This window comes from Nocardia sp. CC201C, assembly GCF_030010695.1.
GTDB classification, from domain to species: domain Bacteria; phylum Actinomycetota; class Actinomycetes; order Mycobacteriales; family Mycobacteriaceae; genus Nocardia; species Nocardia otitidiscaviarum.
In genome coordinates this window covers 1-11,726 of the sequence record NZ_JASCXP010000235.1, presented here as the reverse complement: position 1 = coordinate 11,726, position 11,726 = coordinate 1, and the positions used below count along the sequence as shown (strand labels likewise).

The window sequence follows — 11,726 nt, the reverse complement described above, 5'->3', positions numbered from 1 at the left end:
CCGGCGAAGCGGTTAACGAGACCGCTGTCGCGCAGCCGGAGCAGGGTCGCCATGGCCAGGTTCGCGCCTGCCGACGCTCCACCCAGCGTCAGATTGCTTGTTCCGAACACTGTTTCGGCTTGCTCGACGAGCCAGCGGGCGGCGGTTTCGCAGTCGTCGGGAGCTGCCGGCCACGGATGTTCCGGGGCCAGACGGTAATCGACGCTCACCACGACGGCCCCGAGCGCATCGGCCAAACGCTCGTTGCGCATATCGTCCCCGGCCGCCGAACCCATGTAGAACCCGCCGGCGTGGATGTCGAGATGGGCACCACGAAGCGTGGTCGCCCGCGGAGCGATGATCCGTACGGGCACACTGCGCCCGCCCGCCTCGGCGAGTCGCTCGACCGCACGAGCACTCGACGGTGTCTGCGAATCAGCCTGCCGGTCACGCGCTTGCCGCAGCTCGTCGAAATCGGCTGGGCCGGAGGCGGCGGGCCGGGCGGCATTGTGCTGTCGACTCTCCTCCGCATAGGCGGTCAGCTCCGCATCGATCAGCGTCTCGAGCCCGAACCTCATGATCCTCCTCGTGGTTTCGCTTCCCGCCGACCCACGCCAGGGTCGGCGAACCACTCGGATTGTCTCTTGCCGTTGATCTTCCGAAGCAACCGGGCACAGCTATGACCGGAAGGAACCGCGAGCGACCATGCTCTGAATGCGCTAGGTCCGATACCGGCGACGGTCGTCCCTGGCGCGCAGGCGATCGGCATCGGCGGAGTCCGCCCACCAGCGTTCACAGAGCAGGATGTGCGGGTGATCCAGCAAAACAGGTGATAGCAGCGATTCCGCGATGGCTGCGGAAGTTCGTGCGGCGCTTGCCGATGCCACTGCTGCGAATACCACGACACTCCTCCTGTCAGCGTGGACACATCCCCGGCCACGCTTCAGGACTCCAGGGGGAACACCGACAACGATACGTGCTCACGCGCGGACAGTCGAACAGTCCGCAAACTCCGGCACAGCCGACACGACCCGGTTTCCGCCCTGTTTGCCGCTCGAGCCCGCCGAGCGATTCCACGGCGGCACACGTCTCACGATGTCAGTGCGTCAGAGTCCGCGCTGCGCGTATTCGCTCTGGGCGGCGATCGCGGAGCCCATCCACCGGCGCAGGTAAGCGCGCAACTGCCCCTCGGTACGCGGCGGACTCCCCGGGGACACGAAGAACGAGTGCATGGTGCGCAGGACGTACTCGACCAGTTCCAGCAACGCCGCGTCGTCGTAGCCGTACTTCTCCCAGTCCACGTCGAAGCGTCGGATCATCGACATGCCGAAGGCTTTGGCCTGTTCGGAGGTGAGGCTGTCGGGGTCGATGTTGGAGTAGGAGTTGGACAGCAGAATGCCCAGGTGCGGGGTGCGGCGGACCTCGGCGAGGGTGTAGACAACGCCCTCGGTCATGGCTTCGACGGGATCGACGAGCCCGGCGACGTGCGCGGTCAACCGGTCCAGAAAACTGTCGACCGAAGCGATGGCCGCCGCCGTCATCAATGCGTCGGCGCTGGGAAAGTACCGGTACACGGTCTGCCGGATGACGCCGAGCGCCTCCGCGACATCGGCGATGGTGATCGCCGCGCCGGTCTCCCCGATCAATTCGACCGCGGTGGCGACGATACGACTATGCGCCTCTTGGTCATTCGCGGGCGGACTCCCGCCCCATCCGCGTCTACGCGCCACCGGGCGGACAGTATCACAGCGGGCACACCACATCCGCGCAGGTGTAGCGGATTCCGACAAAGTGATCATACAGTTAGACGAGTAATTGTATGTTTGTCGCATCGCGCCACCCGGGCGCGACACCCGATCGACCCATTTCCCGAGGCGAGGTACGCCCTGTGACCCATGTGCAACCCCGAAAAATGGATTTCGGCTTCGAAGACGCCGACGTCCCCTTCCTGTGGAATCCGCAGAACCCGGCCTGGTCGAGCATGTCCAACGCGGTCTCGTTCCTGGCCGTCGGCTTCGAGAAGATGATCGTGAAGCTGATCATGCAGCTCAAGCCGGTACTCACCGATCCGGAAGTGGCCGCCGAGGCCAACGCGTTCATGCGACAGGAAGGCCACCACTCGACCGCGCACCGGCAGCACGTCAAGGCGCTCATCAAGCGGTATCCCGGGCTGCAGAACACCCTCGACGCGGTGATCGGCGAATTCGATCTGCTCACCGAGGCCACCTCGCACAACTACCGACTGGCCTACACCGCCGACCTGGAGGCGACCTTCACGCCGGTGTTCAAGCTCATGCTCGACAACGAGGACACACTGTTCCGGCCGGGTGACGACCGGGTCGCCTCGCTGTTCATCTGGCATTTCGTGGAGGAGGTCGAACATCGCAGCTCCGCGCTGATCCTGTTCAACGCCCTCGTCGGCGACGAGCTCTATCGGATGCGGATGGCGCCGTCGATCTTCGCGCATGTGATGAAGGTGATCCGGATCGCGTGCGCCGGATTCAACCAGCACGTCCCGCTGGCCGACCGGCAGGTCGACTCGCTGTCCATGTTCGCCCGGCACCGCGCCAAGCAGCGGGTGCTGGAGTACTTCGCGCCGTACCTGACCAAGGGTCCGATGCCGCGCGCCTTCGACGGGCTGTCGCGGCGGGAGCAGCTCACCGCCCTCGCCGGTGTGGTCCGCAGCCAGCTGCCCAAACATGATCCGGCACACGAGAAGCTGCCCGAGCTGGCCGACCGCTGGTTCGAGCGCTACGACGCCGGGTACGACTGCACCCGCTGGTACACCGCCGACGCGCTGACCGCTTCGGAGGCGAACTGATGGCAGACCTGTGCACGCCCACCTTCGCCGATCTCGCCGCGCGCATGGGCTTCTCCTGCGACGAGACCGGCGGGCTGGTCGAATTCCGCAATCCCGCCGCACTGGAGAACTGGACGCTGCCGGTGCTCGAGCTGACCGTCGTGCTCGGCTCGGTACTCGCGCTCGTGTACGCGATCGTCCGGCTACGCAGGCACGGTGACCCCACCAACCTGGCGCTCTGGTTCGGTGCGACCGCCTACCTGTTCATCATCGAACCGCCGCTGTACTTCCCGTCGGCCTTCGGCATCGCCGAACACGTCGATACCATGTTCGCGCACAACCTGTTCACGGTGGAATTCCTGTGGGGGCGGCTGCCGCTCTACATCATCGCGATCTATCCGCTGATGGCCACGCTCGCCTACGAAACCGTCAGAATGCTGGGCGTTTTCCGGCGCTACGGGGTTTTCCTCGGCGCGGCCTGCGTGGGATTCGTCCACCATGCCTACTACGAGATCTTCGATCAGATCGGCCCGCAGCTGCGCTGGTGGGAGTGGGCGGTCGACAATCCGATCAACCAGCCGATGTTCGATTCGGTGCCGCTGCCCAGTGTGGTCGTCTTCGCGGCGCTGTGGCCGATGTCGCTGGCACTGTGCGTGCACTACTTCGTCGGCCGCCACGTCGACTCCGGGAAGCACTTCAGCGGCCCGCAATTGGTCTGGCGCACAGTGGTTATCGGCCTGCTGGCGTCGGTCGGCACCTTCGTCCTGCCGCTGCCCGCGACGATCTTCGGCATGGGCAGCGACACTGTGCGCGGATTCCTCTACGCCGCAGAGCTTTTCGTGCTGTCGGTGGTGGCGGTGGCACTACTGGCCCGACAGTGGTTCGCGCTGCGCAACGGCACCGCCACCCCACCCGGCTACCGAAACCGCTTCGTGCAGTGGTATGCCGTGATCTATCTGGCCGTCATGGCGCTGCTCTGGATCACCGCCCTCCCCGACTTCCTCGCCGCGGAGGACGGTCTCACCGCCAACGGCGACCCCATCGGCAACCTCTGGTACACGATCGCCTGCTTCGTGATCGCCATCGCGGCCGCCGTCGCCATTTTCACCGTGCCGCAAGTTGACTCACGCGACGATCGACCGGAAGAGGCCGAACCCATCGCCACCGAGGCGAGTTAGCGCGGCCGCGACCGGGACACCGGACACCGGTCACCGATCCTTCCGTGTCGCCGGCGATAAGGGCTGCCGGTAGCTCGGCAGCCCATTCCAGGAACACAGGCTTTGACGTTGACGCTGTGTGAACGTTTAGCGTCCGAGTACCGGAGATACCGGTGGAGTTCTCTGGAGGTGCGAGGCGTGGCCTGGTCGATCGCGGAGGTAGCGCGCATGTCGGGAGTAACGACGCGAATGCTGCGCCATTACGACGATATCGGGCTGCTCGCGCCCGCGGGCATTCGCGGCAACGGCTACCGCTACTACGAGCAGCCGCAACTGCTGCGACTCCAGCAGATCCTCATCCTGCGGGAGCTGGATCTCGGGCTGAGCGATATCGCCGCGATTCTCGACGGGCAGACCGACCGGGTACGGACACTGCGAGACCACCATGCGCGACTGCTACGCGAACGCGATCGGCTGGCGCGGGTGGCGCATACGGTCGCTCGCACCATCGCCGAACTCGAAGCGCAGGAAGGATCATCCGACATGGTCGAAATCAACAGGCCGGAGAACCTTTTCGAAGGTCTGGACCCGAGCCGCTACGACGCCGAGGTTCTGGAACGCTGGCCCGACCAGGAAACCGCGTGGGAGCGGTCGAAGCAGTGGGCCGATTCGTTGTCCGCCGAGGAAACCGAGCGGATGCAGCGGGAAACCACTGCCGCGATGGTACGCATGGCTGAGTTCATGGCATCCGGCACGCCGGTCGACGCACCTGCGGTACAGGCCGAGATCGACGCCGCCTATCGGCTCGTCGAAACAAACTGGAGCCCGAACGCCGACACCCTCCGGACACTGGCCCGGTCCTATCTCGACCCGGCCTACAGTGCGCACTTCGACCGGATCGCGGCGGGGCTCGCCCGGTACTACCACGACGCGATGCTCGCTTTCGCCGAGACGCGGCTCGGCTAGGTTCGCGTCGGCCGGCCTCGCCGACCCCCTGTTACCTCGCCGGGAGGTAGCTGTCGAGCAGGTCGGCCAGTTCGGTGGGGCGGGCCAGGGCGGCGTAGTGGCCTGCCGTGAGTTCGTCCGGGGTGATGGCCAGTCTGTCGGCTACCACGCGGCGCTGGAAATCGGCTGGGAACAAACGGTCTTCGGTGCACAGGACGAACTTCGTGGGGATATCCGGCCAGTTCGGCAGGGGCCAGGGTGTCGCACCGGCCGCGGTGGAGGGGTGGTTGCGTTCGCGGCGGCGCGCCTCGGCGGCTAGTTCGTGGGGTACGTCGTGGTAGTAGATCGCGTCGTCGTCGACGTACTCCGTGCTGGATCGGTAACCGGTGGCATCCCACCATTCGTCCGGCCGCTCCCCCGGCTTCGGGACCATCCCCGCGACCAGGATCAGCAGATCTGCCGAGAGTCGGGCGGCCGCGAGGGGCGCGGTGAACGCCCCGAAGGAATGACCGACCACCACCAGGTCCGTGCGATCGCCGACCGCCTCCACCACGACCTCGGTGTACCGATCCAACCCCACCGCATCGTCGTCGGCCGGGAGATCGGGAGCGACGACATCATGCCCGCGGCGTCGCAATTCCGCCGCCACCAGATGCCAACTCCAACCGCCGTCCCCGGCCCCGTGCACCAGAACGAATGTGCTCACAGGTCCATCCTCTTCCGCCGCCTCGCCATCGCAGACTACCGGGAGAGCGGCATCATCGCCGCTCTCCACCCGGCCCGGGCCGCTCCCTCCTGCGCCCCCGGCGAAGCCACCGACCGGCCCGCACGGCCAGCCAGCCCAGACCGATCAGCAGCACCACCGCGATGAACGCCACGACCGGGACGGCCAACGCCAGAATGGTGAGCGCCAGCGAAGTGCCGTCCTCGGCGGTGGAGACGACCGGATTGCCCACACCCGCGGTCGTCCCCGTGACGAACGGTCGCGCCGCCGTACGACCGGCGTGCACACTGCCCGCGGTGATCGCGCCGAGCACGGCGGCGACCGCGGGCGGCAGGTTCGAGGACAGGCTGGTCTCGGCGGCGAAGAGGATCGCCCCGGACGCCGGAGCCACGAGCACCCCGATACCGTGCACCACCGAATCGATCGCCGGAATCTTGTCGCCGACGAGATCGAGAACGAACACCACCGCGATCCCGATCAGCACGGGCGTCGAGGACAACCACCCGTACGAGCTGCCCAGATCGATCCACCCCATCCGATCGGCGACACCCACGGCCAACAGGGGCAACCACGCGTTCAGCCCCGCCGCCCCCGACAGCCCGAACGCACCGAGCACCGCCGCGACGGCCGCTGTGATCTCCATGCCACAAGTCTGCCGCCACCGACCGACAGGGGCCGATATTTGCCCGGCGAGACACTGCGGGTGTCCCGCCGGTTCCGGCCATGCCCCGCTCACGGAGAGCATGAACCGGCTCGACAGCTCGGACATCGGATCCCCATCGGGTCGGCAGAGCGCACATGTCGACGCCGTGAATTACTGTGGCTCCGTGGGATTCAGCGAATACGCACCGGGTGATGTCGTGTGGTTTCCGGAAGGTCCGTTCAGTGGGATCTGCACGGTGGTGCGGGAGGTGGACGCACGGAATGCCAAGCTGCATATCGACTTCGGTGAGGGGATGGCGCGGCGTGCGGGCAATGTGTTGCGTGAACGGCGGCATGGGCTGACCGTGAGCTTCGAGGAAGTCGAATTGGCTTAGCGGTTCATCTGCTGTTCGACCCTGCGCGCCAGGGTGCGCATGACGACCTCCCCCAAAGGGGCGTCCCGATGCTTGCGCCATCGCATGTTCAACCACTTCGACCGCTTACCGCGAAGTTCGACTTCGGCCCGCTCAGCGGCGTCCACCGAGACCGGGCCGAGCGCCGAAGCCATCACCTGCCGCTCGCGATGTCGGTCCGCGCGGTTGGGGACTCGCTTATTGCGCGGAATGTTCTTCCGGGAGCTTTTGTCGTTCTCTCCGTAGTCGTTTCGCCGGTCCTTGGCGTAGCTGAGGGCCTTCTTCTCCTGGGGGCTGCGCCGCATCACGAACTGCTACACCCGCACATCGAGCCGCGATCCCGCGATGACTGTCGGATCGGCCGTGGCCAGGGCCTCAGCGAGCGGCATGCCCGTGCGTTCGGCGAGGAGTATCCGTTCGCGTACCTCGCGGGGTGTGCGTGGGCGGTAGCCGGGGCCGGTGCCGCAGCAGCCGCCGTGGAAGGTGAGGCCGGAGTCGAGAACTGCTGTCAGGGTGCGCCAACCGGCCTTGTCCAGCTTTCTGGGTACCGCGAGGTGCGGGCCCGCGTCGATGAGATCCGCCCGGCAGTGCGGGCACGGGACGGGGCCGTGCTTGGTCGGGTATTTGAAGGACACCCGGCAGCGCAGGCACACCAGATGTGTCCGGTTCGGGTAGATGCACATGAGAGCAGCGTAGATTCGCGATCGCATCGGAGCGAGTGAATTCCGTTGCCGCCGCTGAGGAGTCAGCTGGGCGGGGCCGTGGTTCGGAGACCGGCGAGCACGACGCCGACGATGCGTTCGGCGTCCGTGCGGGTGAACGGGCGTATGCCACGGTCGACGATGAGATGGACGGGGCCCGAGATCATCTCGCCGAGGAAGGCGCTGTCGATCGGGGGGAGTTCACCGCGGGCGACGGCGGTGTCGACCCGTCGCCGCAGGGCGGCGACGCGCTGGTCGAGCACCTTGGTCAGCATCTGGACGGTGTGGTGGTGACGGGCGGGCTGAATGGTGTGGGCGAGAGTGCGACCGAACGGCGTGTCCAGGGCAGCGGCGAGTGCCAGCAGATAGTCCACCAGGTCTCGGTGGATGTCGCCGGTGTCGGCGACCGACGCGAGATCCTCGGCGTAGCGGAGCACCGCTTCGACCACCAGTTCTTCGCGGTCGGGCCAGTTGCGGTAGACGCTGGTCTTGTTCACGCCGGCGAGTTCGGCGACCTCCTCGTAGCGGAAGCCCGCGATGCCGTCCCGTGCGACGAGTTCGGCGGTCGCGGCAAGGATCTGGGCGCGCACCCGTGCGTTGCGGCCGCCGGGTCGCCGTGCGGGCGGCCGATCCGCGGTCCCGTCGGTCATTGCGTGCTCACCTCCTGCTCCGGGTGCCGATTCTCGTCAGCCGCGACGTTGCGGCGCAAACCAGCCACCAGTATGCTCCACAAAAGCAACAGATAGTTGCTTTTATTCGCTAGCTGGGAGCACACGCGTGCAGGTCCTCATCTCCGGAGCCGGTATCGCCGGACTCGCCTCCGCCCTCGAACTCGGCCGCCGTGGCCACGCGGTGACCGTTGTCGAATACGCCCGCCAGCTGCGGCTCGCCGGCACCCCCATCGATATCCGGGGTGACGCGATCGCGGCCGTGGACGGGATGGGACTGCTCCCGCGGATCCGTCGGCACCGCGTCCGGATGTCCGAACTCACCCAGTTCGTCGACAGTGCGGGCGAGCCGGTGGCCCGAATCCCATTGGCGGAGGTCGGCGATTCCGACGACGACATCGAACTCCTCCGCGCGGACCTCGTGCGCATCCTCGCCGAGGCGCTTCCGGATTCCACGGTGGTCCGCTTCGCCGACTCGATCGCGGCTCTGACCGGCGACGACACCGGCGTCGACGTGCGATTCAGCTCGGGCCGCGCCGATCGGTACGACCTGGTGATCGGGGCCGACGGAGAACATTCCGCGGTACGCGGACTGTTGTTCGGTCCCGAGGAGCGTTACGCACGACACCTAGGGGTCTATTTCGCCCTGGCCGAACTCCCCGACACGGTTGTGCCGGACATCAACTCGATCTACAACCTCCCCGATCGGATGGCGGGCATCTTTCGGTTCGGCGGCAAAACCGTCGCCAACTTCCAGTTCCGTTCGGCGGCCATCGATTACGACCACCGGAACCTGGACGCGCAGAAGCGGATACTCGTCGACGCGTTCGCGGGCTACCGATCGTGGCGTATTCCGGAACTCCTCGACGCGGCCCGCGCCGATCCCGACTTCTACTTCACCGCGGCGCGCCAGATTCGGCTTCCCTCCTGGCACCGCGGTCGAGTCGTCCTGGTCGGCGACGCGGGCTACTGCCCCGCCTACCTGTCCGGGCGGGGCACCTCGCTCGCACTCACCGGCGCCCGTTTCCTCGCCGAGGCACTCGAGCGGCACGGTGCCCGAGCCGAGACGTTCGCGGAATACGAGGCCCGGCAACGCCCCTACGTGACTTTCGCACAGGGCCGTGCCATCGGCGGTCTCGACCGCATCGTGCCGCGCACCTGGGCCGACATCGCCACCCGCAACGCCGCACTGCGATCGCCTGACACCGTGCGCTGAAGCCGTGCGCCACCATCATCCGCCACACCGGCGCGGCCGGACCTTCGCACCTCGCGCCGAAATCCCTACGCGCTGAAGAGAATGCACAGTGACACACAGGCTGGAAGAACACTCCCCCATCGTCCGGGAGTACCGCTGGAGCAGTCGGCTCGTCCTCTGGGCGGCCGTCCTCACCCTCGCCAATGTCCTGGCCGATGTCGTCATCGGCTCGCCCATGATGGTCCTGCCCCAACTGCTGGACCATTTCGACACCGACCAGGCAGCCTGGCTCAATGCGAGCGCGATGCTGGCCGGAGCCATCTGGTCACCATTGCTCGCGAAGAGCTCCGATATCTTCGGCAAGCGCCGGATCCTCATCGGCACCCTGCTGCTCGCCTGCGCCGGGGCGCTGGTCTGCCTGCTCGCCCCGAGCCTCTGGATCTTCCTGGTGGGCCGCTTCTTTCAGGGCGCCGCCTTCGCCGCGGTCTTCCTCACGGTCGCGCTCACTCGCCAGATCGCCACGCCCACAGTGGCGATGGCGGTGGTCGGGCTGGTCACGTCCGGGTCGTCGGTGGTCGGCATCGTCGAACCGTTCCTGATGAAACCGATCATCGATCTGTTCGGCTATCGCAGCGTGTTCGTGGCGGCGGCGCTGCTCGCGGCGGCGGCCGCGCTCTGCGTACGGGCATTCATTCCGGAGTCGCCTGTTCTCGGCCACGGTCGTATCGACGTCGGCGGTGCACTCCTGCTCGGCGGCGGCCTGGGTGCGGTGCTCGCCTACATCAGTCTCGGCAGGAATCTCGGGTGGGGATCCGGGGAGATGCTCGTGCTGGTGACGGCCGGTGTCACCGCGCTTGCCGGTTGGGCACTCGGCGCGCTGCGGATGGACGAACCCGTCATCGATATCCGGGCGCTGCGTCGCCCGATCCTGTTGACGCTGCTGGCGCTGGTGCTGGCGGCGGGCTCCTTCCGGAGCATGCTGCAACTGACGAGCATCGTCGCCCAGGTGCCGCCCGAACTGGGGCTCGGGTACGGGCTGGGTGACGGCGAGGCGATCGCGGTGCTGCTCGCGGCGCCCAATCTCGGGATTGTGGTCGGCGGCGTGTGCGCCGGATGGATCGCGGGACGGTTCGGTCCCGCGGTACCCCTGCTCGGCGGCATCGCGGTCGGCGTCGTGGCGAGCTTCGCGATGCTGGCGGGGGTATCGACACTGCCGCTGGCCATCGCCTGCGGCGCCCTGGTCGGAATGGCGGCCGGTGCGATCGGGGCGTCCGGATACAACCTCGCGACCGGTCTCGAAGCTCCCGAACGGCAGGGCACCATCGCCGGTCTGGTCTCGGTCGTGCTCGCCCTCGGCTCGGTCATCGTCAACGTCGCCGGGGGCGAAATACTCAAAGCGACGCGGATACCCGGAACCTTCGCCGACGGCGCACCGGTGAGCACGTCGACCGGCGTGTACCTCTACATCGCGATGGCGGGAGCGCTCTTCCTCCTCGCCGCCGTGCCCGCGATCATATTGGTACGCAACCGGACAGCCGCCGCATCCGGTGCGACGATGCGTCCGGTCGTTCGCCGACGTCGATGAGTCCTCCACGCCACGCCTCCTGGGCATGTAGACCGGCGCCCACGAGTGTCGCGACTCGCTCGAACTCCTGGTCGCGGGGACGAGCCCCCTATCCGCCCTGCTGTCGACGGACCATTTCGGTGATCCAGGTGGGTGCGTAGGGCGAGGTGCAGCCGGGTGGGGTCGGGTAGTCCTCGAGGACCCCGAGGCGTTCGCCGATGTCGAGGGCGCGGGCGCGGTGGGTGACGTGTTCGATGCCGATCTGCGCCAAGCAGTGGTTCATCGCCCATTGCAGACGGTCCGGGGCGGCCTTCATCTCCGACTCGATGGCGTCGAGCAGGCCGGGGAGGTCGAGGCCGTCGGGTCGCTTCGCTACGCGCTCGGTGGTCAGCGCCCAGCCGGCGCTCGCCACCACCGGATCGGGGTCTGCCATCCAGGCGGTGCGGAGATCCTCGGCGTGGGATCCCTTCCGCACCACGTAGTTCACCAGCCAGTCGTGTGCCTTGGGAATGCGTGCCGTACGCAGGATGCGGTCGAGCTCGCCACGATCGAACGCCTTGGGCCCACAGATCAGCGTTGCCAGCAGCTTCGCCGCCGTGTCGTCGGTCTCCCAGAGCTGTCGTGCCAGAGCTCAGCCTGCCATGAATGTGACTCTCGTCATGACAGCGACCTGGCCGGATTCAGTCGGACGGTGCCGGGTATGTCGGCAGCAGTGAGCCCAAACGACTACGGGAGGTACTCATGTCCGACAAGGAAGAAAGCGCGCGCCAGGGTATCGAGGGCGTCATCGAGGACGCCAAGGGTAAGGCCAAGGAGGTCGCGGGTGTGATCACCGGGGATGAGGACCTCAAGGGTGAAGGCCGTGCCCAGCAGGACAAGGCCGAGGCGCAGCGGGAGGTGGCCACCAAGGAGGCGGCCGCGGAGAAGGCTCGTGCCGA

General features: G+C 67.1%; 14 protein-coding genes and 1 pseudogene. 7 read left to right on the top strand and 8 right to left on the bottom strand.

Translation table 11 applies throughout. The features are described from left to right. Together QK444_RS22660 and QK444_RS22655 are read right to left on the bottom strand one after the other, a co-directional pair. The coding region (locus tag QK444_RS22660; protein WP_282783446.1) for an alpha/beta hydrolase fold domain-containing protein at positions 1-557 on the bottom strand (557 nt) is incomplete at its 3' end. A gap of 528 nt (positions 558-1,085) precedes the next feature. After that, a complete protein-coding gene (locus tag QK444_RS22655) occupies positions 1,086-1,709 on the bottom strand; it encodes a TetR/AcrR family transcriptional regulator (protein ID WP_282783444.1) in 624 nt (207 codons plus the stop codon). 158 nt (positions 1,710-1,867) lie between these two features. Here QK444_RS22655 and QK444_RS22650 point away from each other — a divergent pair, with 158 nt between their 5' ends. The 3 genes from QK444_RS22650 (at position 1,868) to QK444_RS22640 (ending at position 4,902) form a co-directional block, all read left to right on the top strand. After that, positions 1,868-2,800: a metal-dependent hydrolase gene (locus tag QK444_RS22650; RefSeq protein WP_282783442.1), complete on the top strand. Its 933-nt coding sequence runs from the start codon at positions 1,868-1,870 to the stop codon at positions 2,798-2,800. Further along, positions 2,800-3,957: a hypothetical protein gene (locus QK444_RS22645; RefSeq protein ID WP_282783441.1), complete on the top strand. Its 1,158-nt coding sequence runs from the start codon at positions 2,800-2,802 to the stop codon at positions 3,955-3,957. The genes QK444_RS22650 and QK444_RS22645 overlap by 1 nt, the downstream gene beginning before the upstream one ends. Positions 3,958-4,134: 177 nt before the next feature. Continuing rightward, complete coding sequence (locus QK444_RS22640; protein WP_282783439.1) at positions 4,135-4,902, top strand: MerR family transcriptional regulator; 768 nt, start codon at positions 4,135-4,137, stop codon at positions 4,900-4,902. 31 nt (positions 4,903-4,933) lie between these two features. On the opposite strand, the gene QK444_RS22635 is transcribed toward QK444_RS22640, so the two are convergent. Both QK444_RS22635 and QK444_RS22630 read right to left on the bottom strand, forming a co-directional pair. Next, positions 4,934-5,587, bottom strand: coding sequence for an alpha/beta hydrolase (locus QK444_RS22635; protein WP_282783437.1), 654 nt, complete (start codon positions 5,585-5,587; stop codon positions 4,934-4,936). 52 nt (positions 5,588-5,639) lie between these two features. After that, positions 5,640-6,248 (bottom strand): DUF4126 domain-containing protein, encoded by a 609-nt coding sequence (locus QK444_RS22630; RefSeq protein ID WP_282783435.1) that lies wholly within the window; start codon positions 6,246-6,248, stop codon positions 5,640-5,642. A 184-nt stretch (positions 6,249-6,432) separates the two neighbouring features. Here QK444_RS22630 and QK444_RS22625 point away from each other — a divergent pair, with 184 nt between their 5' ends. Then, positions 6,433-6,642, top strand: coding sequence for a hypothetical protein (locus tag QK444_RS22625; RefSeq protein WP_282783433.1), 210 nt, complete (start codon positions 6,433-6,435; stop codon positions 6,640-6,642). On the opposite strand, the gene QK444_RS22620 is transcribed toward QK444_RS22625, so the two are convergent. From QK444_RS22620 to QK444_RS22610, 3 genes are all read right to left on the bottom strand, one after another. Further along, the gene (locus tag QK444_RS22620; protein ID WP_282783431.1) at positions 6,639-6,965 is read right to left on the bottom strand and encodes a hypothetical protein; all 327 of its coding nucleotides are present in this window, start codon (positions 6,963-6,965) and stop codon (positions 6,639-6,641) included. The two genes, QK444_RS22625 and QK444_RS22620, sit on opposite strands and share 4 nt — an antisense overlap. 9 nt (positions 6,966-6,974) lie before the next feature. Then, complete coding sequence (locus tag QK444_RS22615; protein WP_221937991.1) at positions 6,975-7,343, bottom strand: hypothetical protein; 369 nt, start codon at positions 7,341-7,343, stop codon at positions 6,975-6,977. A 62-nt stretch (positions 7,344-7,405) separates the two neighbouring features. Next, positions 7,406-8,011: a TetR/AcrR family transcriptional regulator gene (locus QK444_RS22610; RefSeq protein WP_282783429.1), complete on the bottom strand. Its 606-nt coding sequence runs from the start codon at positions 8,009-8,011 to the stop codon at positions 7,406-7,408. 127 nt (positions 8,012-8,138) lie between these two features. On the opposite strand from QK444_RS22610, the gene QK444_RS22605 reads away from it, so the two are divergent. Beyond that, the gene (locus tag QK444_RS22605; RefSeq protein WP_282783427.1) at positions 8,139-9,245 is read left to right on the top strand and encodes an FAD-dependent monooxygenase; all 1,107 of its coding nucleotides are present in this window, start codon (positions 8,139-8,141) and stop codon (positions 9,243-9,245) included. A gap of 88 nt (positions 9,246-9,333) precedes the next feature. Further along, positions 9,334-10,809: an MFS transporter gene (locus QK444_RS22600; protein WP_282783425.1), complete on the top strand. Its 1,476-nt coding sequence runs from the start codon at positions 9,334-9,336 to the stop codon at positions 10,807-10,809. Positions 10,810-10,897: 88 nt separating this feature from the next. On the opposite strand, the pseudogene QK444_RS22595 reads toward QK444_RS22600, so the two are convergent. After that, positions 10,898-11,416 (bottom strand): annotated as a pseudogene (locus tag QK444_RS22595) (DNA alkylation repair protein); the annotation flags it as partial. Positions 11,417-11,529: 113 nt separating this feature from the next. Between QK444_RS22595 and QK444_RS22590 the strand changes: the two are divergent. Further along, positions 11,530-11,726, top strand: a 197-nt coding sequence (locus tag QK444_RS22590; protein ID WP_282783423.1) for a CsbD family protein, incomplete at its 3' end; no start/stop codon positions are given.

What these genes read in the sequence shown, in the direction of transcription:
- QK444_RS22645 (WP_282783441.1), top strand. Translation starts at nt 2,800, where the DNA reads ATGGCAGACCTGTGCACGCCCACCTTCGCCGATCTCGCCGCGCGCATG.
- QK444_RS22630 (WP_282783435.1), bottom strand. Translation starts at nt 6,248, where the DNA reads ATGGAGATCACAGCGGCCGTCGCGGCGGTGCTCGGTGCGTTCGGGCTG.
- QK444_RS22620 (WP_282783431.1), bottom strand. Translation starts at nt 6,965, where the DNA reads ATGCGGCGCAGCCCCCAGGAGAAGAAGGCCCTCAGCTACGCCAAGGAC.
- QK444_RS22615 (WP_221937991.1), bottom strand. Translation starts at nt 7,343, where the DNA reads ATGTGCATCTACCCGAACCGGACACATCTGGTGTGCCTGCGCTGCCGG.
- QK444_RS22610 (WP_282783429.1), bottom strand. Translation starts at nt 8,011, where the DNA reads ATGACCGACGGGACCGCGGATCGGCCGCCCGCACGGCGACCCGGCGGC.